The sequence below is a fragment of the Micromonospora sp. NPDC005220 genome (assembly GCF_040607895.1).
GTDB lineage: Bacteria > Actinomycetota > Actinomycetes > Mycobacteriales > Micromonosporaceae > Micromonospora.
Genome location: NZ_JBEXHP010000062.1, coordinates 1 through 22,832 on the forward strand (window position 1 = coordinate 1; position 22,832 = coordinate 22,832).

23 protein-coding genes are annotated in these 22,832 nt (G+C 71.5%); 18 read left to right on the forward strand and 5 right to left on the reverse strand.

Annotation, left to right across the window (positions count from 1 at the left end):
* Window positions 1-65 precede the first annotated feature (65 nt).
* Window positions 66-1,238, reverse strand: a complete 1,173-nt coding sequence (locus tag ABZU52_RS21370) for an acyl-CoA dehydrogenase family protein (protein ID WP_354972748.1) — start codon at window positions 1,236-1,238, stop codon at window positions 66-68.
* A gap of 195 nt (window positions 1,239-1,433) precedes the next feature.
* On the opposite strand from ABZU52_RS21370, the gene ABZU52_RS21375 reads away from it, so the two are divergent.
* The 3 genes from ABZU52_RS21375 to ABZU52_RS21385 all read left to right on the forward strand — a co-directional run bounded on the left by ABZU52_RS21375 (window position 1,434) and on the right by ABZU52_RS21385 (window position 4,823).
* Window positions 1,434-2,090 carry a TetR/AcrR family transcriptional regulator C-terminal domain-containing protein gene (locus ABZU52_RS21375; protein ID WP_354972749.1) on the forward strand — a complete coding sequence of 219 codons (657 nt, stop codon included), beginning with the start codon at window positions 1,434-1,436 and terminating at the stop codon, window positions 2,088-2,090.
* Window positions 2,091-2,163: 73 nt separating this feature from the next.
* Window positions 2,164-3,618, forward strand: a complete 1,455-nt coding sequence (locus ABZU52_RS21380) for an aldehyde dehydrogenase family protein (RefSeq protein ID WP_354972750.1) — start codon at window positions 2,164-2,166, stop codon at window positions 3,616-3,618.
* Complete coding sequence (locus ABZU52_RS21385) at window positions 3,615-4,823, forward strand: alcohol dehydrogenase catalytic domain-containing protein (RefSeq protein ID WP_354972751.1); 1,209 nt, start codon at window positions 3,615-3,617, stop codon at window positions 4,821-4,823. Before ABZU52_RS21380 ends, ABZU52_RS21385 begins: the two co-directional genes overlap by 4 nt.
* A gap of 162 nt (window positions 4,824-4,985) precedes the next feature.
* Here ABZU52_RS21385 and ABZU52_RS21390 read toward each other — a convergent pair whose 3' ends face one another.
* Window positions 4,986-5,249 (reverse strand): hypothetical protein, encoded by a 264-nt coding sequence (locus ABZU52_RS21390; protein ID WP_088999874.1) that lies wholly within the window; start codon window positions 5,247-5,249, stop codon window positions 4,986-4,988.
* A gap of 179 nt (window positions 5,250-5,428) precedes the next feature.
* Between ABZU52_RS21390 and ABZU52_RS21395 the strand changes: the two genes are divergently transcribed.
* The 3 genes from ABZU52_RS21395 (at window position 5,429) to ABZU52_RS21405 (ending at window position 8,073) form a co-directional block, all read left to right on the forward strand.
* Window positions 5,429-5,794 carry a PadR family transcriptional regulator gene (locus ABZU52_RS21395; RefSeq protein ID WP_354972752.1) on the forward strand — a complete coding sequence of 122 codons (366 nt, stop codon included), beginning with the start codon at window positions 5,429-5,431 and terminating at the stop codon, window positions 5,792-5,794.
* Window positions 5,791-7,167, forward strand: a complete 1,377-nt coding sequence (locus ABZU52_RS21400) for a permease prefix domain 1-containing protein (RefSeq protein ID WP_354972753.1) — start codon at window positions 5,791-5,793, stop codon at window positions 7,165-7,167. The genes ABZU52_RS21395 and ABZU52_RS21400 overlap by 4 nt, the downstream gene beginning before the upstream one ends.
* 84 nt (window positions 7,168-7,251) lie before the next feature.
* On the forward strand, window positions 7,252-8,073 hold the full coding sequence (locus ABZU52_RS21405; protein WP_354972754.1) for an NAD(P)-dependent oxidoreductase: 822 nt from the start codon (window positions 7,252-7,254) through the stop codon (window positions 8,071-8,073).
* A gap of 57 nt (window positions 8,074-8,130) precedes the next feature.
* On the opposite strand, the gene ABZU52_RS21410 is transcribed toward ABZU52_RS21405, so the two are convergent.
* Window positions 8,131-8,988 (reverse strand): SPFH domain-containing protein, encoded by an 858-nt coding sequence (locus ABZU52_RS21410; RefSeq protein WP_354972755.1) that lies wholly within the window; start codon window positions 8,986-8,988, stop codon window positions 8,131-8,133.
* Window positions 8,989-9,209: 221 nt separating this feature from the next.
* Here ABZU52_RS21410 and ABZU52_RS21415 point away from each other — a divergent pair, with 221 nt between their 5' ends.
* From ABZU52_RS21415 to ABZU52_RS21450, 8 genes are all read left to right on the forward strand, one after another.
* Window positions 9,210-9,971: an ABC transporter ATP-binding protein gene (locus ABZU52_RS21415; RefSeq protein WP_354972756.1), complete on the forward strand. Its 762-nt coding sequence runs from the start codon at window positions 9,210-9,212 to the stop codon at window positions 9,969-9,971.
* Window positions 9,958-10,650, forward strand: coding sequence for an ABC transporter ATP-binding protein (locus tag ABZU52_RS21420; RefSeq protein ID WP_354972757.1), 693 nt, complete (start codon window positions 9,958-9,960; stop codon window positions 10,648-10,650). The genes ABZU52_RS21415 and ABZU52_RS21420 overlap by 14 nt, the downstream gene beginning before the upstream one ends.
* A 63-nt stretch (window positions 10,651-10,713) precedes the next feature.
* The gene (locus tag ABZU52_RS21425) at window positions 10,714-11,952 is read left to right on the forward strand and encodes an ABC transporter substrate-binding protein (protein ID WP_354972776.1); all 1,239 of its coding nucleotides are present in this window, start codon (window positions 10,714-10,716) and stop codon (window positions 11,950-11,952) included.
* Complete coding sequence (locus ABZU52_RS21430) at window positions 11,949-12,830, forward strand: branched-chain amino acid ABC transporter permease (RefSeq protein WP_354972758.1); 882 nt, start codon at window positions 11,949-11,951, stop codon at window positions 12,828-12,830. The genes ABZU52_RS21425 and ABZU52_RS21430 overlap by 4 nt, the downstream gene beginning before the upstream one ends.
* Window positions 12,827-13,840, forward strand: coding sequence for a branched-chain amino acid ABC transporter permease (locus ABZU52_RS21435; protein WP_354972759.1), 1,014 nt, complete (start codon window positions 12,827-12,829; stop codon window positions 13,838-13,840). The genes ABZU52_RS21430 and ABZU52_RS21435 overlap by 4 nt, the downstream gene beginning before the upstream one ends.
* Before the next feature lie 79 nt (window positions 13,841-13,919).
* Window positions 13,920-14,591 carry a transcriptional regulator gene (locus tag ABZU52_RS21440; protein WP_354972760.1) on the forward strand — a complete coding sequence of 224 codons (672 nt, stop codon included), beginning with the start codon at window positions 13,920-13,922 and terminating at the stop codon, window positions 14,589-14,591.
* An 82-nt stretch (window positions 14,592-14,673) separates the two neighbouring features.
* Window positions 14,674-16,242 (forward strand): MFS transporter, encoded by a 1,569-nt coding sequence (locus tag ABZU52_RS21445; protein ID WP_354972761.1) that lies wholly within the window; start codon window positions 14,674-14,676, stop codon window positions 16,240-16,242.
* An 11-nt stretch (window positions 16,243-16,253) separates the two neighbouring features.
* Window positions 16,254-16,862: a TetR/AcrR family transcriptional regulator gene (locus tag ABZU52_RS21450; RefSeq protein WP_354972762.1), complete on the forward strand. Its 609-nt coding sequence runs from the start codon at window positions 16,254-16,256 to the stop codon at window positions 16,860-16,862.
* A 58-nt stretch (window positions 16,863-16,920) separates the two neighbouring features.
* Here ABZU52_RS21450 and ABZU52_RS21455 read toward each other — a convergent pair whose 3' ends face one another.
* Window positions 16,921-18,840: a helix-turn-helix domain-containing protein gene (locus ABZU52_RS21455; protein ID WP_354972763.1), complete on the reverse strand. Its 1,920-nt coding sequence runs from the start codon at window positions 18,838-18,840 to the stop codon at window positions 16,921-16,923.
* 14 nt (window positions 18,841-18,854) lie between these two features.
* Entirely contained in the window at window positions 18,855-19,637 is a 783-nt protein-coding gene (locus ABZU52_RS21460) for a 3-hydroxybutyrate dehydrogenase (RefSeq protein ID WP_354972764.1), read from the reverse strand.
* A gap of 459 nt (window positions 19,638-20,096) precedes the next feature.
* Here ABZU52_RS21460 and ruvC point away from each other — a divergent pair, with 459 nt between their 5' ends.
* The 4 genes from ruvC to yajC all read left to right on the forward strand — a co-directional run bounded on the left by ruvC (window position 20,097) and on the right by yajC (window position 22,786).
* Window positions 20,097-20,624 (forward strand): crossover junction endodeoxyribonuclease RuvC, encoded by a 528-nt coding sequence (gene ruvC, locus ABZU52_RS21465; RefSeq protein ID WP_354972765.1) that lies wholly within the window; start codon window positions 20,097-20,099, stop codon window positions 20,622-20,624.
* Entirely contained in the window at window positions 20,621-21,223 is a 603-nt protein-coding gene (gene ruvA / locus ABZU52_RS21470) for a Holliday junction branch migration protein RuvA (protein ID WP_354972766.1), read from the forward strand. Before ruvC ends, ruvA begins: the two co-directional genes overlap by 4 nt.
* 16 nt (window positions 21,224-21,239) lie before the next feature.
* Window positions 21,240-22,307, forward strand: a complete 1,068-nt coding sequence (ruvB, locus tag ABZU52_RS21475; RefSeq protein WP_091401820.1) for a Holliday junction branch migration DNA helicase RuvB — start codon at window positions 21,240-21,242, stop codon at window positions 22,305-22,307.
* A gap of 122 nt (window positions 22,308-22,429) precedes the next feature.
* Window positions 22,430-22,786, forward strand: a complete 357-nt coding sequence (gene yajC, locus ABZU52_RS21480) for a preprotein translocase subunit YajC (RefSeq protein WP_269679915.1) — start codon at window positions 22,430-22,432, stop codon at window positions 22,784-22,786.
* The last annotated feature ends 46 nt before the right edge of the window (window positions 22,787-22,832 follow it).

Below are 22,832 nucleotides of genomic sequence, written 5' to 3' on the forward strand. Positions count from 1 at the left end.
GAGCCGCGAGCTGGGCACCGACATCCAGCTGGAGGACCTGCACCCGAAGGCGTTCGTCGTCTGGCTCAGGCCAGGTGGCCGCCGATCTTCGTGTAGCCGCGCAGCAGGTCCCGCGAGATGATCAGCCGCTGCATCTCGTCGGTGCCCTCGAAGATCCGGTAGAGCCGGACCTGCCGGTACCAGCGTTCGATCGGCAGCTCCCGGGTGTAGCCCATGCCGCCGTGGATCTGGAGCACCCGGTCGACCACCCGGTTGACCATGCCGGCGCCGTAGAGCTTGCCCATCGACGAGGCGTGCCGGGGGTCCAGGCCCTGGTCGACCGTCCACGCCGAGCGCAGCACCAGCCAGCGGGCCGCCTCCAGCTCGGTCTCCGAGTCGGCGATCATCCACTGGATGGCCTGGTTGGTGCCGATCTTGGCGCCGAAGGTCTCCCGGGTGTTGGCGTGGTCGATGGCCATCTGCAACACCCGCTCGGCGATGCCGATGGCGTGCGAGGGGATGGTGTACCGCCCCTTGCCGATCCACTCCATGCCGAGCGTGAAGCCCTGCCCGATCTCGCCGAGGATGTTGCGGTGCGGCACGCGTACGCCGTCGAAGATGAGCGACGCGGGCCCGCCCTCGCCCATCGTCTGGATGAACTCCGAGCGCCAGCCCATCGACCGGTCCACCAGGAACGCGGTGGCGCCGCCGTTGCGGGCTCCCTTCTCCCGGTCGGTCACCGCGACCACGATGGCGAAGTCGGCGTCGTGGCCGCCGGTGATGAAGGTCTTCTCGCCGTCGAGGATCCAGTCGTCGCCGTCGCGGCGGGCGGACAGTCGGATGTTGGCCGCGTCCGATCCGGCGCCCGGTTCGGTGATCGCGAAGCAGGAGCGTCGCTCGCCCTCGATGGTCGGGATGAGGAACTCCCGCTTCTGCTCCTCGGTGGCGTGGAACAGGATGTTGTCCGCCTCGCCGCCGAAGCGGAACGGCACGAACGTGCGGCCCAGCTCGGTCCAGATCAACGACTGGAGGACGGCCGGCAGGTTCATCCCGCCGTACTCTTCCGGGGTGGCCAGGCCCCAGAAGCCGAACTTGCGCGCCTTGAGTTGCAGTTCGCGCACCTCGGAGTGGTCGAGGCCCGGCTGGTGCGCGCGTTCCCGGCGGAGCACCTCCGCCTCCAGGGGCATCACCTCGCGGGTGATGAACGCGCGCACGGTGTCTCGGACGGCGCGTTCCTCGTCGGACAGTGCGAAGTCCACGGTTCCCCCTCGGTCGGCGTGGCGGTGCGCCGCTGCGGGCCGCAGCGGTCATCCATAAACTAGCGGTGTAAGTTTTCATTCGTCCAGACCCCATCTCCGCCGACGCGCTGACGCCTGCCCGCTGGCGGTCCCGGATAGGGTGCGTGAACAGGTGGTTCCCACGGGCAGGGACACCGCAGACCGAGGAGCTTCGACGTGCCCCGACCTCGACGGCCTCTGCTCACCCGCGACCGGATCGTCGAGACGGCGCTCGCGCTGATCGACGCCGACGGGCTCGACGCGCTCTCCACCCGCCGACTCGCCGCCGCGCTCGGCGTGCAGGGCCCGTCGCTCTACAACCACTTCGCCACCAAGGACGAGATCCTCGACGCGGTCGCGGACACGGTCACCGGCGCCGTCGACACCGGTGGCTTCGCCAGCCGGGACTGGGCTGCCGCGCTGCGGGACTGGGCATGGTCGTACCGGCGGGCCCTCACCGCGCACCCGAACATTGTGCCGTACCTGGCGCAGGGTCCGGGTCGTCGACCGGCCGCCCTCGCGATGGCCGACGCGGTCTACGGCGGCCTGGTCCGGGCCGGCTGGCCGCCGGCCCGCGCCACCCACATCGGCGCGGCGCTGCGCTACTTCGTGGCCGGGTCGGCGCTCGGCTCGTTCGCCCGTGGTTTCGTCGAGGACCCGGAGCTGTACGCCGCGCACTACCCGCACCTGCGCCAGGCGCACCGACTCGCCGAACACCAGCAGAGCGTGGACGAGGGTGCCTTCGCCCTCGGGCTGGACGCCCTGCTGCACGGTCTGGCCGCCGAGTACACCCGCACCGTCGACCCGGTGGAGTCCGTCCGGCCCAACGGGTAGCGTCCAAACTCCCAGCGCTAGTTTCATCGCCCGTCGCGATCCCGTCGCCATCGCCCACCCTCGAAGGGACGACATGGACCTCGCCGCCCCGCCGTCGCAGTTGCCCGACTCCCTGCGCCTCCGGCGCCACCTGCACGTCGGCGGGAAGTGGACGCCTCCCGCCGACTCCGACCTGATCGACGTGGAGAACCCGAGCACCGGGGAGCTGATCGGCCAGGTGCCGGCCGGCACCCCGGCCGACGTGGATCGCGCCGTGGCCGCGGCCCGGGCCGCGTTTCCCGGCTGGTCGGCCGCCGCTCCCGCCGAGCGCTCCGCTCACCTCGACCGGCTGCACACGGAGCTCACCGCCCGCGCCGACGACCTCGCCCGCACCATCGCCGTGGAGCTGGGCGCGCCGCTCAAGCTGGCCACCCGAGTGCAGGTCGGCCTCCCGTTGACAGTGCTGCGCGACCACGTCGCGCTCGCCGCCCGCGCGCCGGTCGAGGAGAGCATCGGCAACTCCCTCGTCGTCCGCGAGCCGATCGGCGTGGTCGGCGCGATCACCCCGTGGAACTATCCGCTGCACCAGGTGATGGCGAAGCTCGCACCCGCGCTGGCCGCCGGCTGCACGGTGGTGCTCAAGCCCAGCGAGCTGACCCCGTTGACCGCGTACCTGCTCTTCGACGCGGTCACCGAGGCCGGTTTCCCGCCGGGCGTGCTCAACCTGGTCCCCGGCACCGGGCCGGTGGTCGGCGAGGCGCTCGCCGGGCACCCCGACGTCGACCTGGTCTCGTTCACCGGCTCCACCGCCACCGGCGCGCGGATCATGCGGCTCGCCGCCGACCGGATCGCCCGGGTCGCGCTGGAACTGGGCGGCAAGTCCGCCAATGTGATCCTCCCCGACGCCGACCTGGCCACGGCCGTCAAGGTGGGCGTCGGCAACGCCCTGCTCAACTCGGGGCAGACCTGCACCGCGTGGACCAGGATGCTGGTGCACCGCGACCGGTACGACGAAGCCCTCCAGCTGATCGCCACGGCGGTGGCCGGCTACCGACTCGGCGATCCGTTCGACCCGGCGACCCGGCTCGGCCCGCTGGTCTCCGCCGCCCAGGTCGAACGGGTACGCGGCCACATCGACCGGGCCCTCGCCGACGGCGCACGCCTCGTCGCCGGCGGCCCCGACGCCCCGGTGCCGGCCCGGGGGCACTTCGTCGCCCCGACCGTCTTCGCCGACGTGCACCCCGACAGCGCGCTCGCCCAGCAGGAGGTCTTCGGCCCGGTGCTCGCCGTCATCCCCTTCACCGACACCGACGAGGCGGTCGCCATCGCCAACAACTCGACGTACGGGCTGGCCGGCGCGGTCTGGTCCGCCAACACCGACGAGGCGCTGGCGGTGGCCCGGCGGCTGCGCACCGGCGCTGTCGACATCAACGGCGCCCCGTTCAACCCGCTCGCCCCGTTCGGTGGCTACAAGCAGTCCGGCCTGGGCCGGGAGCTGGGCGTGCACGGGCTGGCCGAGTTCTGCGAGCTGAAGGCGATCCAGCGATGACCGACCCCGAGCTGTCCCCGGCCGCGCCTGCGGGCCGCCCCGAGCTGTCTCCGGCCGCGCCTGCGGGCCGCCCCGAGCTGTCTCCGGCCGCGCCGGGTGGCGGCACCGCGCCGGCGTCCGCGCCGGTCACCGTCCGCGCGCTGGTCGCCCGCGGGTCCGGCGCCGAGCTGCGGGTCGAGCGGGTACGCCTGCCCGCGCCCGGCCCCGGCGAGGTGCGGGTGACGATCAGGGCGGCCGGGGTCTGCCACTCCGATCTGTCCATGGTCAACGGCACCCTGGCCGCGAGGTTCCCGCTGGTGCTCGGGCACGAGGCGACCGGAGTGGTGGCCGAGACCGGGCCGGGCGTGGCCCTGGCCGTCGGCACCCCGGTGGTGCTCAACTGGGCACCGGCCTGCCGGGCCTGCTGGTGGTGCCGGCGGGGTGAGCCGTGGCTCTGTGCCGCCACCACGGCCCCGACCGTGCCGCGCGGCGAGACCGACGACGGCGTACCGCTGCACCTGACCCTCGGTCTCGGCGCGCTCGCCGAGGCGGTGGTGGTGCCCGAGCGTGCCGTCATTCCGATCCCGGCCGGGCTGCCGCCCGAGCAGGCGGCGCTGCTCGGCTGCGCGGTGCTCACCGGCGTCGGCGCGGTCCGGAACACCGCCCGGGTGGCGCCTGGCGAGTCGGTGGCGGTCGTCGGGCTCGGTGGGGTCGGGCTCGCCGTGCTCAGCGCGGCCCGCCGGGCCGGTGCCACGACGATCCTGGCCATCGACGTCGCGGAGGCGAAGCGGGACCTGGCGCTCGCCGCCGGGGCGACCGACTTCCTGCTCTCCGACGACCGGCTCTCCAAGGAGGTACGGGCGCGCACCGAGAGCCGCGGCGTCGACCACGCCTTCGAGTGCGTCGGTCGGGCCGCCACCATCCGCGCCGCCTGGCGGCTCACCCGGCGTGGGGGAGCGGTGACAGTGGTCGGCATGGGCGCGAAGGACGACATGGTCAGTCTCGGCGCGCTGGACATCTTCCACTCCGCGCGCACGCTGCGCTCCTCGGTGTACGGCTCGTCCGACCCGGACCGGGAGGTGCCGGTGCTCGCCGCCGAGCTGGCCGACGGCGCACTCGACCTGCGCCTGCTGGTCAGCGGCACGGTCTCGCTGGACGAGGCGCCGGCCGCGTTCGACCGGCTGGCCCGGGGCGAGGGCGCCCGCTGGGTGGTCACCCTGGGCTGACGCTCGGCACCGCCGGGATTTCAGCACGTCGACCTCCCAGGCCCGGTGCGAACGGGCCGAAGCCGTGCCCGACGCGCCAGCGGAGCGTGCGTGGTCAGGTGCCCGGGGCGGACCCGGCAAGGGTCAACCCTGGGCACCCGGGAAACGAGGCCGAGCGGCCGATCAGAAGGGTGGGGCGTCCTCGCCCATCAGCGCCAGCACGACGCCGCCCTTGCCGCTCTTGAGGCCCTGGACCACGACCTTGCCGGTGCTGCCGTCGGGCAGCTCCAAGGTGAAGGTCTTCCCGACCGCGTTCTTGGGGCCGTTGCCGGCGCTGTTGGCGGGTCGGAAGTCGCCTGCCCAGGGCGGAGTCCCGCCCCTGCGGGCCGGCTCCGCGAAGAGTGCGGCGGTGCCGGGGGTCCTGGTGCCGTCTGAGGAAAGGAGCACTGAGGCGCTGCGAAAGGTAGCCATATGCGCCAAGGCTAACCCGGACGAAGCCCGATCCCGGCACCACAGCTGCTCGCGACGGCGATTCGGTTGGCGTCTCGCCCTTCGACCAGTTGCGCCAGCAGCTATACCTAGCAGTACTATGCATCGTACTTCTAGGTTTTCGAGCGGGAGGTTTCATGAAGGTCGCCAAGGATCTGGTCGCCGCCTCGGCGACACCGATGGTGCTCGGCATCCTGGCCGAGGGCGAGAGCTACGGCTACGCCATCCTCCGGCGGATCAACGAGCTGTCCGGGGGTGAGCTGGACTGGACCGAAGGGCTGCTGTACCCGTTGCTGCACCGGCTTGAGCGCCTCGGCCACCTGGAGTCGAGCTGGCAGTCGGTCGCCGGTGAGCGCAAACGCAAGTACTACCGCATCACCGATCGGGGCCTGGCTGAGCTGGCCGATCAGCGCCGGCAGTGGGACACCGTGGTGGGCGCGCTCAAGGAGATCTGGCAGGACCGCGCGCCGCTGACGGCGCAGCCGTTGGAGGGCCTCGCATGACCGCCCACGACGGTCCAGCCGAGTTGGAAGCGCAGTTCGCGCAGTGGCGTCAGTACGTGCTGCGCCGCAGGGAACTGCAAGCGGTGGACGCCGACGAGTTGGAAGACCACCTTCGCGGCTCCGTCGAAGAACTCGTCGCCGCCGGCCTGAGCCCGGACGAGGCGTTCCTGGTGGCGGTGAAACGGATGGGCAGCCTCGACGAACTCTCCCGCGAGTTCGCCCGGGAACATTCGGAACGGTTGTGGAAGCAGTTGGTGCTGACCGGCGACTCCGGCGGCCCGGTCGGCGGCACCCGCTCCCGGCGGGACCTGTGGGTCATGCTCGGCTGTGCGGCGGGCGCGCTGGTGTCCGTCAAGGTGCCGGCGTTGTTCGGGCTGAGCTTCGCCGACGATGGCTCGTTCTACGCGCGGAACTTCACAGTGTTCGCGCTGCCCTGGCTGGCGGCGTACCTGGCCTGGCGTCGGGGAGCCCGACGGTCGGTGATCGCGGCCCTCGCGGTGCTCTTCGTCCTCGGCGCGGTGGCGGCCAACGCCTACCCCTTGGCGGACGACTCGCAGTCCGTGGTCGTCACCAGCATCCACCTTCCCATCGCCCTGTGGTTGGTGGTCGGCCTGGCCTACGTCGCCGACGACTGGCGCTCGTCGCGTCGACGCATGGACTTCATCCGGTTCACCGGCGAGTGGTTCATCTACCTGGTGCTGATGGCCCTCGGCGGCGGCGTGCTCGCCGCGTTCCTGTTCAACACCTTCGCGGCCATCGGCATCGTCCCGGAGGAGTTCATCTCGCAGTGGCTTCTGCCCTGCGGCGCCGCGGCCGCGATCGTCGTGGCCGGGTGGCTCGTCGAGGCCAAGCAGAGTGTCGTCGAGAACATCGCGCCGGTCCTCACCCGGCTGTTCACCCCGCTCTTCACGGCCGCACTGCTCGCATTCCTCGTCGCTGTCGTCTGGACCAGCCACGGCATCGACGTCGAGCGTGAGGCGTTGCTGCTCTTCGACCTCCTGCTGGTCGTGGTGCTGGGGCTGCTGCTCTACTCACTCTCGGCCCGCGACCCGCTGGCCCCGCCCGGCCCGTTCGACAAACTCCAACTCGCGCTCGTGGTCAGTGCGTTGGCCATCGACGTGCTGGTGCTGCTGGAGATCACCGGGCGCATCACCGACGAGTACGGCGGTACACCCAACCGGGCGGCCGCGCTCGGCGAGAACGTGATCCTCCTGGTCAACCTCGCGTGGTCGGCGTGGCTCCTGCTGAGCTTCATCCGTCGGCGCACGCCGTTCGCGACGCTCGAACGGTGGCAGACCGGCTACCTGCCGGTGTACGCCGCGTGGGCCTGGATCGTGGTCCTCGTGTTCCCGCCGCTGTTCAGCTTCGCCTAGGCGCCGCGCTCCTCGGTCCACGGGTCGTCCGACCCGGACCGGGGAGCGCTCGTGCTGGTCGGTCCGGGCCGGAAGGATGGCGTCATGGGTTCACGTCTGGGCACGGTCGTTGTCACGGGTGCCGCGGGTCGCATCGGTTCGGCAGTCTGCCGCCACCTGCGCGACGAGGTTCGCCGCCTCGTCCTGGTCGATCGGGTGCCCACGCACCCGCAGTCGCCGACAGAGCGAGCGATTCAATTGGATCTGGCGGACGCCGACGCGGTGACCGCCGCGCTCAAGGGAGCGGACGCGGTGGTACACCTGGCCGGGCTGCCGGACGAGGCGCCCCTGGCCGACCTGCTGGAGAGCAACGTGCTGGGCACCTACCACGTGCTGGAGGCTGCCCGTCGGCAGCGGGTGGGGCGGGTTGTCCTCGCCAGCAGCAACCGTGTCACCGGCTTCTACCCGGTCGGTCAGGTGGTCGGGCCGGACGAGCCGGTCCGACCGGACGGTTTCTACGGGGTGAGCAAGGTAGCTGTCGAAGCGCTCGGGCGCCTGTACGCCGACAAGTTCGGCCTGTCAGTGGTGTGCCTGCGCATCGGCAGCTTCGAGGACGAGCCGGACGAGGCCCGCTATCTGGCGACCTGGTTGAGCCCCCGCGACGGCATCGGTTTCGTTCGCGCGGCTCTCACCGCTTCCGACGTGCACTTCGTGACCGCCTACGCCGTGTCCGCCAACACCCGGGCGTTCTGGGACACCACGGCCGGGGCGCAGCTCGGTTATCTGCCGGTGGACGACGCGGAGGTTTTCGCCGACCGGGTGCCCGGTTCGCGCGACCCGGTCGACCCGGCCGCACCACAGGGCGGCGCCTTCACCGCCGCCGCGTACTCGCTGCGGCACGTCAGGGCGGACCAGCCGTCCTCCTGAGTCGAGCATCCAGTGGCACAGCGCCGGCCCACCCGCCACGGGTGGGCCGGCTTGCGGTCACTTGCCGGTGACGATGCCCGGGTTGATGCAGAGCCCCGGGTTGGCGCCGTTCTTCTCCGCGATCTCCAGACAGCGGGTCACCTTGTCGACAGTTGCGTTGGTCTCGGTGATCTGCTTGGAGATCTCGGCGTTCTTGCGGTCCTGCTCCAGGTTGCGGGTCTGCGCCAGCTTGTCCTGGAACGCCTTGATGTTGCCCTCGGTCTTGTCGTCGTGGTTCACCCGGGTGATGGTCACCGAGAGGATGTCCACGTCGGTGGCGAGGCGGGTCTCCGCGCTGGTCTTGATGTTCGCGGCGAACGGCTTCAGGTCGACGTTGAGGTCACCGGTCTGGGCGTCGATCTTCTCCAGCGGGTTGTACGCGGCGAAGGCGTCGTTGACCGCGCTGTCCAGCTGCACGCCCACCCGCTGCCCCCGGAAGCTGACGAAGTCGCCCTTGTAGTCCATGAACTGCTTCGGCGCGTTCTCCGGCTTGACCTGCCACTCGACGAGCACCTCGACGCAGGCGTCGGCGAGGGTGCCGGTGCGCACGCGTACGCAGTTGTCGCCACCGATGTGGTCGTACTTCTGTCGGCCCGCGTCCCACTCGCCGACCTTCTGCCAGGGCGCCACCCACTTCAGTCCGGAGCCGGTCACCTCGCCGGTGGGCTTGCCGAAGCTGGTGACGATGCCGACCGAGCGGATGGGCACCGAGTGGGCGCTGGAGGCGATGCCGACCACCAGGGTGAGGGCGAGGAAGCCGAGCGCGGCGAGGGCGGCCATCCGCTTCAGCGAGCGGGCGGGGGCGACGAGCGCAGCGACGGCGCTGACGACCAGGGCGACGGCGAGGACGATCGCCATGGTGAAGCCGACGGGCATGGGGTGGGGACCTTCCGTTGGGCTGTGTGGATCATCAACGTAGGTGGTCCGGTCAAGCCGGTGGCGCGGGGGAGTGGAGTTCGCGCACGTCAACCGCCGGTCGAATATGGAGTGCATCGACATGGTTCGACTCCGCCGGCCCGCCGTAGGTTTCGTCCACGCGACGGGCCTGTGACCACGGTCACGGAACCGACCGTCGCCGCGACGTGCGGAGGATGAGGATGGCCGGGCAAGCGCTCCTGTCGGCCCGTGGGCTGACCCGGGACTTCCGGGGCTTCCGGGCGGTCGACGACGTCGACCTCGACGTGGCCCCGGACAGCGTGCACGCGCTGGTCGGCCCCAACGGCGCGGGCAAGACCACCCTGTTCAACCTGCTCACCGGTTTCCTGCGGCCGAGTGGCGGACGCATCGAGCTGGCCGGGCGGGACGTCACCGGGTTGCCCCCGGAGCGGGTGGCACGGCTCGGCGTGGCCCGTTCGTTCCAGATCACCAGCCTCTTTCCCCAGCTGTCCGCCCGCGAGCACGTCGCGTTGGCGTTGCAATCGTCCAGCGGGTTGGGCTGGCGGTTCTGGCGGTCGGCGAAGCTGATGGGCCGCTACACCGAACGGGCCGACGAACTGCTCGCCATGGTGGGGCTGGCCGAGTTGGCGGACGCCCCCTCGGCGGCCCTGGCGTACGGCCGCAAACGCGCCCTGGAACTGGCCATCGCCCTGGCGCTGGACCCGAAGGTGCTGTTGCTCGACGAACCGACCGCCGGTATGGGCCTGGAGGACGTCGATCGCACCGTCGAGCTGATCGGTCGGGTCCGCCAGGGCCGGACCGTGGTGATGGTCGAGCACAACATGAGCGTGGTCGGCCGTCTCGCCGACACCGTCACCGTGCTCCAGGCCGGCAAGGTCCTCGTCGAGGGCCGGTACGAGCAGGTCCGCGCCGACGAGCGCGTCATCACCGCCTACCTGGGAGCCGCCGATGCTGCGCATTGAGAACCTGTCCGCCGGCTACGGCGAGGCGCAGGTGCTGCGCGACGTCAGCCTGGAGGTCCGCGCCGGCGAGGTGGTCACCCTGGTCGGCCGCAACGGTGCCGGCAAGTCCACACTGCTGCGCTGCGTGATGGGGCTGCACCCCGGTCAGCGCGGCACTGTGGAGCTGGACGGGCGGGACATCAGCGGGCTGCCGGCGCACAAGCGGGCCCGCCTGGGGCTGGGCTGGGTGCCCGACGACCGGGGCAGCTACGCCACGTTGACCGTCACCGAGAACCTCACGCTGCCGCCCACGGTCGGCCCCGACCCGTGGTCGCTGGAGCGGGTGTACGAGGCGTTCCCGGCCCTGCACACCCGGCGCGACTCCGCGGCCACCATGCTCTCCGGCGGCGAGCAGCAGATGCTCGCGCTGGCCCGGGTGCTGCGGATGGGCGCCCGGCTGCTGCTCTGCGACGAGCCCACCGAGGGGCTGTCGCCACTGCTGGTGCAGCAGGTCGGCGACCTGCTGCGCGAGGCCAAGCGGCACGGGGTGACAGTGCTGCTTGTCGAACAGAACCTGCACTTCGCCACCGGTGTCGCCGACCGGCACTACCTGCTCGCCGAGGGCCGGGTCGCCGAGGCGATGGACAACTCCGAGGTGCGGTCACGCGAACGCGAACTGCTCGCGTACCTCGGGATCTGAATTTTCTCAACGACGACCCGCGCGACGAGGCACGGGATGGATGGAGTGGGCATGCGCAGGACGATGGGTGTGGCCGCGGCGTCGGCCGTGGTGGTGCTGGTCGCCGGATGCGGCGGCGGTGGCCCTCAGTCGAGTGGCGACCAGAAGTTGACCGGCGGCAAGATCGTGCTGGGCGTGCTCAACGACCAGTCCGGGGCGTACTCGGAGTTGTCCGGAAAGAACTCGGTGACGGCGGTGGAGATGGCCATCGCCGACTTCAAGGCCAAGTACGGCGACAAGGCGGTGACCACAGACATCACCGTGGAGACCGCCGACCACCAGAACAAGCCGGACGTGGCGAACTCCAAGGCCCAGGAGATGTACGACCGCAAGGGCGTCGACCTGATCCTGGACGTGCCCACCTCGTCGGCCGCGCTGAAGGTCGCCGACGTGGCCAAGGAGAAGAAGAAGCTCTACTTCAACATCGGCGCGGCGACCACCGACCTGACCGGCAAGAGCTGCAACAGGTACACCTTCCACTACGCGTACGACACGTACATGCTGGCCAACGGCACCGGGAAGACCACCACCGAGCAGATCGGCAAGAACTGGTACATCCTGTACCCGAACTACGCCTTCGGTCAGGACATGGAGAAGAGCTTCTCCACCGCGATCACGGCGGCCGGCGGCACTGTCGTCGGCAAGGACGGGGCGCCGTTCCCGAACACCAGCGGTGACTTCTCCACCTTCCTGCTCAAGGCGCCGAACCTGAACCCGAAGCCGGACGTGCTGGGCACCATGCAGGCCGGCGCGGAGCTGGTCAACGTGGTGAAGCAGTACAACGAGTTCAAGCTGCGGGACAAGGGCGTCGGCCTGGCGGTGGGGCTGATGTTCCTCACCGACATCCACTCGCTCACCCCGGCCGCGCTGGCCGGCACCACGTACACCGACGCCTGGTACTGGAACTTCGACGCCAAGAACCGGGAGTTCGCCGACCGCTTCCAGCAGAAGGCCGGTACCCGGCCGACCTTCGCGCACGCGGCCAACTACTCCGCCGCGTTGCAGTACCTGGAGGCGGTGCAGGCGGCCGGCACCGACGACGCGGACGCCGTCGTCAAGGGCCTGGAGGGCAAGACGGTCGAGGACGTCTTCCTGCGCAACGGGAAGATCCGCGCCGAGGACCACCGGGTGGTGCACGACGCGTACCTGGCCCAGGTGAAGCCGCAGTCCGAGGTCACCGAGCCGTGGGACTACGTGAAGGTGCTCAAGACGATCCCGGCCGCGGAGGCGTTCCGCGCGCCCTCGGCGGACTGCAAACTATGAGTGGATTCGCGCAGAACACCTTCAACGGGTTGGTGAGTGGGGCGTTCTACGCCCTGCTCGCCCTCGGGCTGGCGGTCATCTTCGGCATGCTGCGGGTGGTCAACTTCGCGCACGGCGCGTTCTACATGCTCGGCGCGTTCGGGGCGTACGTGCTGCTCACCGAGGCGGGCGTGCCGTTCTGGGCGGCCCTGGTGATCATGCCGGTGGGGCTGGGGCTGCTCGGCATGGCGCTGGAACGCGCGGTGATCCACCGGCTGACCACACTGGACCCGCTCTACAACTTCCTGCTCACCTTCGGTCTGACGCTGATCCTTCAGGACCTGGTGAAACTGCGCTACGGCGTGCAGTCCAGCCCGTACCAGACGCCGTCGCTGTTGAGCGGGTCGGTCGACTTCGGGCTGTTCGACTTCCCGACGTACCGGGTGTTCATCCTCGGCTTCGCGGTGCTGCTCTGCGTCGCGGTGTGGTGGGTGCTGACCCGGACCCGGATCGGCATGGTGGTCCGGGCGTCCACCGAGCGGCCGGACCTGACCCGCGCGTTCGGCATCGACGTCGGACGCTGGGTGACGCCGGTCTTCGGCTTCGGAATCGGGCTGGCCGGCCTCGCCGGTGTGCTGGCCGCGCCGATGCGCGCGGTCAACCCGTTGATGGGCGCCGACCTGATCATCGTGGTGTTCGCGGTGGTGGTGATCGGCGGGCTGGGCTCGATCTTCGGGTCGGTCGCCGCCGGCTTCGGCATCGGCCTGGTGCAGGCGTGGGGCGAGGCGTACCTGTCGAACTTCCCGCTCGTCTCGCAGACCATCGTCTTCGTGGTGATGGCCGGTGTGCTGCTCTGGCGACCGGCCGGCCTGTTCGGTCGGGAGGAGGCCCCCGCATGACCAACACCGTGGACACTCCCACCGACGCGTCCCGCTCGACGCCGCCGTCCGGGCTGATCGCCGTGGCCCGGGCCCCCGGCTGGGTGCGGTACGCGCTGCTCGCCGTCGGTCTGGCCGTCGCGGCGTGGCTGCCCAACGGCCTCTACCCGGCGGTCGCGGTGGACATCCTCTGCTGGGCGCTGTTCGCCGTGGCGGTGGACCTGCTGCTCGGCTTCACCGGGCTGATGTCCTTCGGTCACGCCGCGTTCTGGGGCACCTCCGCGTACGTCACCGGGCTGGTGGCCATCCACGCCGGCCTGCCGTTTCCCCTCGCGGTGCTGGCCGGGGCGCTCGCCGCGGCGGTGCTCGCCGTGCCGATCGGGTACCTGGCGGTCAAGCGGACCGGCATCTACTTCGCCATGGTGACCCTGGCCTTCGCGCAAATGGTCTACTACGTGGCCAACGAGTGGCGCTCGGTGACCCAGGGCGAGAACGGCCTCCAGGGGGTGCCCCGCGACCTGTTCGGCGTCGACCTCACCGACGACTACTTCTTCTACTACGCGATCCTGCCGATCGTGCTGCTCGGGCTCGCCGCGGCCTGGCGGATCGTGCACTCACCGTTCGGTCGGGTGCTGGTCGGCATCCGGGACAACCCGGCCCGAGCGCGGGCGCTGGGCTACCCGGTGCACCGCTACAAACTCACCGCGTTCGTGCTCTCCGGGTTCATCGCCGGCCTCGGTGGCGGGTTGTTCGCTGTCGGCCACCGGTTCGTCTCGCTGGACGTGCTGCACTGGACCACCTCCGGCAAGGCGGTCATCGTGGTGGTGCTCGGCGGAATCGGCACCCTCTGGGGCGGGGTGCTCGGCGCCGCCCTCGTGGTCCGGCTCGAGGACTGGTTGTCGTTCTCCGGGTTCGAGGCGATCGGCCTGGTGACCGGGAGCATCTTCGTCCTCGTCGTGGTGCTGTTCCGGCGCGGCATCTGGGGCAGCGTCGCCGCGCTGGCGCACCGGCTGGCGGCCCGTCGTCGCTGAAAATTCCGCGACGGCGCATCCGCCACCCGCCCTTTGAGCGAACCCCCGGGTAGAGAACGTCTACCCGGGGGTACGTCTGGTGCTGACCGATCCGATGCCGGCGGAGGCCGTGGAGATCGCGCACAAGCAGGTTTCGCTGGCGGCGGAGGACCTGGACGCCAACGGTGTGGCCTCGGTGCTGCTGGAGTTGGTCGAGGCGTGGGGCGTGCCGGCGCTCTGGGAGCAGGTCTGTCGTCCGCTGCTGGCCCGCTTGTCGGGGCGTACCGCCGCCGAGATCGTCATCGAGCACGCCCTCTTCGAGGGCGTGCGGGTCGGGTTGGACGCGTACCGCCGGGAGCCGGGCCGGTCGCTGCCCACCGGCGGGGTGCTGCTGGCCGGCGCCGACAAGGAGGCGCACAGCCTGGGTCTGCTCGCGCTCGCCGCCGCGCTGCGCGAGCAGGGCCGTGGCTGTCTGAACCTCGGCCCCGCGCTGCCCTGGCCCGCCCTCACCAGCGCCGTGCACCGGGCCCGCCCGCGCACCGTCGTGCTCTGGTCGCAGACGCCGCTCACCGGCCGCGCCCACCGCCTGGTGCGCTTCGCCCGGGACTTTCCGCTCCTTCGGGTGTACGGCGCGGGGCCGGGCTGGATCGAGCCGCTCGGCCGTCCGGCGGTCCGTCTCGACACGTTGACGGAGGCTGTCGACGCCTGCCTGGCGGTCGGGCCCGGGCGTGATGCCCACCACATACGATACGGATCGGTGCCGTATCGTTAATACCCGCCGTAGGCTGACCCGCGTTACGAGTCTGACCCGTATCGTATTTCGTCGCGGGTGAAACGTGGGGGGAAAACCAGGCATGGAGCTGCACAACAACACGGGACACCCGAGGCGGTGGGCGATCCTGGGGGTGCTGGTGATCAGCCTCCTCGTGGTCGTCCTCGACAACACGATCCTCAACGTCGCCCTGCGCACCCTGGCCGACCCGGTGCACGGCCTCGGCGCCAGCCAGGGCGAGCTGGAGTGGTCCATCAACTCCTACACGCTCGTCTTCGCCGGGCTGCTGTTCACCTTCGGGGTGCTCGGCGACCGCGCCGGCCGCAAGCGCTTCCTGATGATCGGTCTGGTGCTGTTCGGCCTGGCGTCGCTGCTCTCCGCGTACGCCCAGAGCCCCGGACAGCTCATCGCGGCCCGCGCCCTGATGGGGGTCGGCGGCGCGGCCATCATGCCGGTGACGCTGTCGATCATCTCCAACGTCTTCGACCCGCGCGAGCGCGGTCGGGCCATCGGTGTCTGGGCCGGCGCGGTCGGTCTCGCCGTGGCGATCGGCCCGATCCTCGGCGGCGCGCTGCTGGAGCACTTCTGGTGGGGCTCGGTCTTCCTGATCAACGTGCCGGTGGTCGCCGCCGGCGTGGTTCTGGTGGCGCTGCTGGTCCCCGAGTCGCGCGACCCGCGGCCCGGCCGGGTCGACGTGCTCGGCGTCCTGCTCTCCGTGGTCGGCCTGGTCGCCCTCTCCTACGGCATCATCGACGGCGGCGAGCACGGCTTCGACCGCCCGACGGCCTGGGGCTCGATCCTGGTCGGCCTCGCGGTGCTGGCCTGGTTCGTCCAGCACGAGCGGCGCAGCGACCACCCGTCGCTGGACGTCCGACTGTTCAAGGTGCCCCGGTTCGCCGCGCCGGTCGCCATCGTCGGCCTGGTCTTCTTCGCCGCGATGGGCTCGATGTTCTTCGGCTCGTTCTACCTGCAACTCGTGCGCGACTACAGCCCGTTGCAGACCGGTCTGCTCTTCCTGCCCTTCGCCGGCGCCCAGCTGGTCTTCGCGCCGCGCAGCGCCGCGATGGTCCGCCGCTACGGCGGTAAGGCCGTCGCCACCGTCGGGTTGGCGCTGACCGTGGTGTCGCTCGGCGCGTTCGTCTTCATCGGCGCCTCCACCCCGATCTGGATCGTGCTGCTCGTCTTCTTCATCCAGGGCGCCGGGATGGCCAACATCATGCCGCCGGCCACCGAGTCGATCATGTCGGCGTTGCCCCGGGAGAAGGCCGGGGTGGGCTCCGCGGTCAGCAACACCATCCGCCAGGTGGCCGGCGCGCTCGGCGTGGCAGTCCTCGGCTCGGTGCTCTCCGCGGTCTATCGCAGCGACATCGGTGACGCGCTGACCGGTCTGCCCACGCAGGCCCGGGACGCGGCCAACGAGTCGATCTCCGGGGCGTACGCGGCGGCCGGCCAGCTCGGCCCGGCGGCGCCGGGGCTGATCTCGGCGGCCAACGACGCCTTCGTCACCGCCATGCACTGGGCGGCCGGGCTATCCGCGGTGATCGCCGCGCTCGGGATCATCGTGGTGCTGCGCTGGATGCCGGGCAAGGAGGACCACAGCGTCGCCCCGGCGGCGCCGGTCGCCGAGCCGGAGTTGGCCGGCACGGCATAGGTTCGGGGAGAATGGCGGACATGATGTCCACTGCCGATGCTCCGCGGTCGCCCGGGCGACCGCGGAGCATCCGCGCCGACGAGGCGATCATCGAGGCCACCCTCGACCTGCTCGCCGAGGGCAGCACCATCGAGGCGCTCTCGATCGAGGCGATCGCCGCCCGCGCCGGGGTCGGCAAGGCCACCATCTACCGCCGCTGGGCCGGCAAGGACGCGCTGCTGCTGGACGCGTTACGGCGACTCAAGGGCGTCATGGCCCGGCCGCCGGGCCACTCCGTCCGCGACGACCTGGTGCTGCTGGTCGGCGCGATCGGCACGAACGTCGACCCGCGAGCGGCCAAGATCGTGCCCTGCCTGGTGCCGGCCGTGAACCGCAGCGCGGACCAGTTCCAGCTCTACCAGAACATCATCGCGCCCCGGCGACAGCTGATGCGTGAGGTGCTGCGGCGCGGTATCGACGAGGGGGTGCTCCGCCCCGACATCGACATCGAGGTGACGATGGCGCTGCTCACCGGGCCGATGCTGATCCAGCGGGTGCTCCAGTGGAACCCGGACCTGGACGAGCGGACCCTGCCCGAACGGGTCGTCGACGCCGTGCTGGAGGGCATCCGGGCCCGTTGATCCGGCGTGGTCGCTGCCGCGGCCTGCTGGGCCGCGCCGGGTGACGGGTCGGCCTCGGTCAGCCGGCCGGCGCGCGCAGCCGGTGCAGGCGCAGCGCGAGCTGCACCTCCAGCGCCCGCTCCGGCCGCTGCCAGTCGACGCCGAGCAACTGCCCGACCCGCTCCAACCGCTGGGTCACCGTGTTGACGTGCACGTGCAGCTGCTCGGCGGCCCGGGCCAGGCTGCCACCCACCCCGAAGTACGCCTCCAGCGTCTTCACCAGAGCCGTGCCGCGCCGGGCGTCGTAGTCGAGCACCGGCCCGACGGTGGCGCTGAGGAACTCGGTCACGTCCTTCTCACCCCGGTCACCGACAGTGCCCAGCAGCAGCCCGACGAAGCCCAGCTCCGCCGTGCTCGCGCCCTGCCCGGCGCGGCCCAGCGCGCCCAGCGCCGTCAGGCACCGGTCCGCCTCCTGGAACGTCCCGGCCAGCTCCGCCGGCGTGTGCGACGGGCCACTCGCCCCGGCGGTCACCGGTCGGCCGGTCACCCGGGACAGGTCCCGGGCCACCGCGCGGGCGCTGCCGCCCGCGTCCAACCCCGGCAGCATCAGCACCACCCGGCCGTCGCGCGCCGCGGCCAGGCCACCGCGCGCCGAGGCGTACGTGGTGGCCCAGGAGAGCACCCGCTGCCGAGCCGAGCCGGTCGCGGCGATCGCGTCGTCGCCCACCGCCACCAGCACGTGCGGCGCGTCCAGGTCCACCCCGAGCCGACGGGCCCGGCTGCGCAACGCGTCGGTGTCGCGCAGCGGCCGGGCGATCAGGTCGTCCAGCAGCTCGCCGCGCACCCGCCCCTCCGCCTCCGCGACGGTCCGGCGGAACAGCAGCAGCAGCGCGGTCACCAACGCGGCCCGCTCCAGGATGCGCTGGTCGGCGTCGACCAGCTCGTCGTCCGGGCGCAGCACCAGGGCACCCAGGTTCTCCGCGCCGGCCACCACCGCCGCGTACCAGAGTGGACCCCGGCGGACGCTGCGCCCCTCGGTCCGGGACGCGGCCACCGCCTCGACGATGTCCGCGCGGTCCGGCTCCTCGATCTCGCCCACCCGGGCCAGCAGTCGGCCCTCGGCGTCCAGCGCCAGCAGCGCGCCGCCCAGCACCTCGGTCACCGCCGCCGCCACGTCCTCCACCCCGCCGCCGCGCAGCACCAGGGCGGTCATCCGGTCGTGTGCCGCCGCGGCCCGCTCCACCGAGCTGCTGTGCGCCCGGATGGTGGTGTTCGCCGCCGACAACTCGGCGAGCGCCGACCGGGTCTCGGTCAGCAGCCGGGCGGTGTCGATTGCCACCGCGGCGTGCGCGGCCAGCGACACCAGCAGCGCCACCTCCTCCCGGACGAACGGCCGGGCCGACCGGTTGGCCGCGTAGAGCACGCCGATCGAGGTCGAGCCGAGCCGCAGCGGCACCCCGAGGATCGCCACCAGCCCCTCCTCGCCCACCCCGGCGTCGATCTCGCCGGTGTGGTGGAAGCGCGCGTCCTCGCCGTAGTTGGCGGTGACGTACGGAGCGCCGGACTGGGCCACCAGGCCACCGAGACCGGCGCCCATCGGTAGGCGCAGCCGCTGGAACCGGGCTGACACCGACCCGTCGGTCACCCGCATGTAGGTGTCGCCGCGCTCGTCGTCGTTGAGCGTCATGTACGCCACGTCCGCGCCGAGGAGGTGCCGGGCCCGGTGCACGATCGCCCGCAACACGTCGTCCAGGTCGCGCAGCCCGGCCAGGTCACTGACCGTGTCGTACAGACCGGACAGCTCGCTCTCCCGGCGGCGCCGGCGCTCCAGCAGCGCGCGGACCCGCAACGCCACCGACTTGGCCTGCTCCAGCTCGGCCAGCCGGTCCGGCGGCAGCCCGGCGGCCCGCGCGGCCACCAGCGGACCCTCGAACTCGACCGCCGCGGCCTCTCGGGCGAGCAGCTCCAGGAACTCCACCGGCGATGACATGGTCGACATTGTGCTCAGCCCCACTAGTTGGCCGTCCAGCCCCCGTCGAGGGCGATCGACGCGCCGGTGATGAAGGCCGCCGGCGGCGAGCAGAGGTACGCCAGCAGCTCGGCGACCTCCTCCGGCTCGATCAGCCGCTTGATCGCGGCCCGGGCCAGCATGATCTTCTCGATCACCTCGGCCTCGTCGATGCCGTGACTGGCCGCCTGGTCGGCGATCTGGCTCTCCACCAGGGCGGTCCGCACGTACGCCGGGTTGATGCAGTTGGCGGTCACCCCGTGCGCGGCGCCCTCCAGCGCGACCACCTTCGACAGCCCCTCCAGAGCGTGCTTGGCCGAGACGTAGGCCGCCTTGTACGGCGAGGCGCGCAGCCCGTGCACCGAGGAGATGTTGATGATCCGCCCCCAGCCCCGGGCGTACATGTGCGGCAGCGCCCGGCGGATCAACCGGAACGGCGCCTCCACCATCACCCGCTGGATGTACTCGAAACGCTCGACGGGGAAGTCCTGCAACGGCGCCACGTGCTGGAGCCCGGCGTTGTTCACCACGATGTCCACGTCCACGTCGAGGGAATCCACCGCCGCGGCGTCGGACAGGTCGACGCCCTCGGCCCGGCCGCCGACCTCGGCGGCCACCGCCTTGGCCGCCGCCAGGTCGCGGTCCACCACGAGCACCTTGGCGCCGGCCGCGCCCAGCCGCAGGGCACACGCCCGCCCGATGCCGCCGCCGCCCCCGGTGACCAGGGCGGTTCGACCGGAGAGGTCGACCTGTACGACGTGGGGGACCACCACGGGTTCTGCCGTCATGGCGCAAGAAGTTACGAGCTGTGTGCTCCCCGGCACATGGGCCAGCGACACATACTCCGTACCAAAGCTGTGTGGCCCGCCTGCCCCCGTAGCCCGCGCCGGCCCCGCCGCAGCGCGGTGCGCGTCGGAAGATCGCGCAACAACCAGCATGCAGTGGTTTCCCAGCACCTCGTGGCCACTACATCCTGGTTCGAGCACGACCTTGACGGCGGCGGGGTGCCACAAACCCCGCTCCCGGTCCGTCAGGCGGCTGCTCGTCGTCAAGATCCGCGCAGGATCAGGGATGTTGCTGTCTCTCCGGCGTCGGAGGCAGCAACATCCGCGAAGGTGCGTGGATGTTGGCGCGGGGTCGGGGCGGGGCTGGGTGTGGGGTGTGGGGGCGTGTCCCGTGGGGCTGGTGGGAAGGCGCCGGTTAGGGTGTCGAACACACGTACTGCTGACGGCTGGGGAGGGGGCGGCGTGCGCGTGCTCGGTGTGGACCCGGGGTTGACCCGGTGTGGGGTGGGCGTGGTCGAGGGTATGCCCGGCCGGCCCTGCACGCTGGTCGCCTACTACGTGGTCTACACCGACCCGGCCGACGACCTGGCGCTGCGCCTGTTGCACCTGGACCGGTCGCTGACCGAGCTGGTGGCCAAGCATGAACCGGAGAGCGTCGCCGTCGAGCGGGTGTTCAGCCAGCACAACGTGCGCACGGTGATGGGCACCGCGCAGGCCAGTGGCATCGCCGTGCTGGCCGGGGCGCGCGCCGGGCTGCCGGTGCAGACGTACACCCCGAGCGAGGTGAAGGCGGCCGTGACCGGGTCCGGTCAGGCCGACAAGGCGCAGATGACCGCGATGGTGACCCGGCTGTTGCGGCTGGCCGAGCCACCGAAGCCGGCGGACGCCGCCGACGCGCTGGCCCTGGCCATCTGCCATGTGTGGCGCGGCGGCACCCGCTCCAAGCTGGCCGCCGCGGCCGATCGGGCACGACGAGGAGGAGCACGATGATCGCCAGCGTGCGCGGCACGGTGACCGCGACGGGTCCGGACCAGGCGGTGATCGAGGTCGGCGGGGTCGGGCTCGCCGTGCACTGCGCCCCGGGGACCCTCGCGGAGCTGCGGGTCGGCCAGGTCGCCCGGCTCGCCACCAGCCTGATCGTTCGGGAAGATTCGCTGACCCTCTACGGCTTCGCCGACGATGACGCCAAGTCGCTGTTCGAGCTGCTCCAGACCGCCAGTGGGGTCGGTCCGCGACTGGCCCAGGCGGTGTTGGCGGTACACACCCCGGACGCGGTCCGCAAGGCGATCGCCAACGCCGACACGGCCGCCCTGACCCGGGTACCCGGGATCGGCAAGAAGGGTGCGGAACGCCTGGTGCTGGAGCTGCGCGACCGGATCGGCCCGGTGCCGATCGGCGCCGACGGGGTAACCGGGGTGACCCGCGGCAGCTGGCCCGACCAGGTCCGGCAGGCGTTGGTGGGGCTGGGCTGGACGGCCGGTCAGGCCGATCAGGCGGTGGCCGCGGTGGCGGAGTCGATCGAGGGCGACACTCCGCCGGTCCCGGTCCTGCTGAAGCAGGCCATCCGACTGCTGGGCCGCACCCGATGACCGCCCGGGCCGCGCGATGAGCGAGACCGAGGGGCTCGTCTCGGCGTACGTCAGCGACGCCGACCGGGACGCCGAGGCCACGGTCCGGCCGCGGCGGCTGGCCGAGTTCATCGCCCAGGACCGGGTACGCGACCAGCTCGACCTGCTGTTGCAGGGCGCCATGCGGCGGGGGTCGCCGCCCGATCACATCCTGCTCTCCGGGCCTCCCGGGTTGGGTAAGACGAGTCTGGCCAACATCGTCGCCGCCGAGCTGGGCGCGGGCATCCGGGTGACCAGCGGTCCGGCGATCGAGCGTTCCGGTGATCTGGCGGCGATCCTGACCAGCCTCGCCGAGGGCGATGTGCTCTTCATCGACGAGATCCATCGAATCGCGCGGCCGGCCGAGGAGCTGCTGTACAGCGCGATGGAGGACTTCCGGGTCGACGTGGTGGTGGGCAAGGGTCCGGGGGCGACGGCGATCCCGCTGGACGTCGAGCCGTTCACCCTGGTCGGCGCGACGACCCGCTCGGGGCTGTTGACCGGGCCGATGCGGGACCGGTTCGGTTTCGTCGCGCACCTCGACTTCTACGCCCCGGCGGATCTGGAGACGCTGCTGCACCGTTCGGCGCGGATCCTGGGTGTGCCGATCACCCCCGAGGGCGCGACCGAGATCGCGGGTCGGTCCCGGGGCACTCCGCGGATCGCCAACCGGCTGCTGCGCCGGGTGCGTGACTACGCCGAGGTCCGGGCGGACGGGGTGGTCGATCTCGACACCGCCCGGGCGGCCCTGATCGTGTACGACGTGGACGCGCTCGGCCTGGACCGGTTGGACCGTGCGGTGCTGACCGCGTTGGTCGACTCGTTCCGGGGCGGTCCGGTGGGGTTGTCCACCCTCGCCGTGGCGGTGGGGGAGCAGCCGGACACGGTTGAGGAGGTCTGCGAGCCGTTCCTGGTGCGGGCGGGGCTGTTGGCCCGCACCCCCCGGGGGCGGGTGGCGACCGAGGCTGCCTGGCGGCATCTGGGGCGCACACCACCGAATGGTACATTTGGCGCAGATAGTCCACCGGTGCCCGATCTGTTCTCCTTGGATGCCGATCAGCCGTGATGTGAACGTGATCTGTGCCGCATTCGGCGTTCCCAGGTGCAGGGTTTAGACTTCGCCGCGGTCTGTACAGGACGTGAGAATCCGCCTCCGCTCCGGCACCCACGGTGCCGGGCAGGTGGCCAATGGGAAGGTCAGTAACCGTGCATTACGCAGCAGCGGGTGGCGGGGCCGGCGGTTTCACGCCGATCCTGATGATCGCCCTGCTCTTCGGTGTCATGTATTTCATGATGATCCGGCCCCAGCAGAAGCGCCGCAAAGAGGCGGAGGCGATGCAGTCCAACCTCGGCCCCGGCGACGAGGTCGTGACCATCGGTGGGCTCTACGGCACGGTCACCGGCATCGAGGACGACACTGTCCTGATCGAGGTCGCACCGGGCGTGCAGACCCGCTACGCCCGGCCGGCCATCGCCCGGGTGGTCACCCGCGCGGAGCTGCCGAGCGAGCCGGTCACCGAGGACGCGGACACCGCCAAGGACTGACCCCTCCCCTCCGGGAGCGGCGCGTCCGGCGTATGGCCGGTCGACC

Coding starts and splice junctions, on each gene's coding strand:
- ABZU52_RS21380 (WP_354972750.1), top strand. CDS start 2,164: ATGGACCTCGCCGCCCCGCCGTCGCAGTTGCCCGACTCCCTGCGCCTC.
- ABZU52_RS21385 (WP_354972751.1), top strand. CDS start 3,615: ATGACCGACCCCGAGCTGTCCCCGGCCGCGCCTGCGGGCCGCCCCGAG.
- ABZU52_RS21395 (WP_354972752.1), top strand. CDS start 5,429: ATGAAGGTCGCCAAGGATCTGGTCGCCGCCTCGGCGACACCGATGGTG.
- ABZU52_RS21400 (WP_354972753.1), top strand. CDS start 5,791: ATGACCGCCCACGACGGTCCAGCCGAGTTGGAAGCGCAGTTCGCGCAG.
- ABZU52_RS21405 (WP_354972754.1), top strand. CDS start 7,252: ATGGGTTCACGTCTGGGCACGGTCGTTGTCACGGGTGCCGCGGGTCGC.
- ABZU52_RS21410 (WP_354972755.1), bottom strand. CDS start 8,988: ATGCCCGTCGGCTTCACCATGGCGATCGTCCTCGCCGTCGCCCTGGTC.
- ABZU52_RS21415 (WP_354972756.1), top strand. CDS start 9,210: ATGGCCGGGCAAGCGCTCCTGTCGGCCCGTGGGCTGACCCGGGACTTC.
- ABZU52_RS21420 (WP_354972757.1), top strand. CDS start 9,958: ATGCTGCGCATTGAGAACCTGTCCGCCGGCTACGGCGAGGCGCAGGTG.
- ABZU52_RS21425 (WP_354972776.1), top strand. CDS start 10,714: ATGGGTGTGGCCGCGGCGTCGGCCGTGGTGGTGCTGGTCGCCGGATGC.
- ABZU52_RS21430 (WP_354972758.1), top strand. CDS start 11,949: ATGAGTGGATTCGCGCAGAACACCTTCAACGGGTTGGTGAGTGGGGCG.
- ABZU52_RS21435 (WP_354972759.1), top strand. CDS start 12,827: ATGACCAACACCGTGGACACTCCCACCGACGCGTCCCGCTCGACGCCG.
- ABZU52_RS21445 (WP_354972761.1), top strand. CDS start 14,674: ATGGAGCTGCACAACAACACGGGACACCCGAGGCGGTGGGCGATCCTG.
- ABZU52_RS21450 (WP_354972762.1), top strand. CDS start 16,254: ATGGCGGACATGATGTCCACTGCCGATGCTCCGCGGTCGCCCGGGCGA.
- ABZU52_RS21455 (WP_354972763.1), bottom strand. CDS start 18,840: ATGTCGACCATGTCATCGCCGGTGGAGTTCCTGGAGCTGCTCGCCCGA.
- ABZU52_RS21460 (WP_354972764.1), bottom strand. CDS start 19,637: ATGACGGCAGAACCCGTGGTGGTCCCCCACGTCGTACAGGTCGACCTC.
- ruvA (WP_354972766.1), top strand. CDS start 20,621: ATGATCGCCAGCGTGCGCGGCACGGTGACCGCGACGGGTCCGGACCAG.
- ruvB (WP_091401820.1), top strand. CDS start 21,240: ATGAGCGAGACCGAGGGGCTCGTCTCGGCGTACGTCAGCGACGCCGAC.
- yajC (WP_269679915.1), top strand. CDS start 22,430: ATGGGAAGGTCAGTAACCGTGCATTACGCAGCAGCGGGTGGCGGGGCC.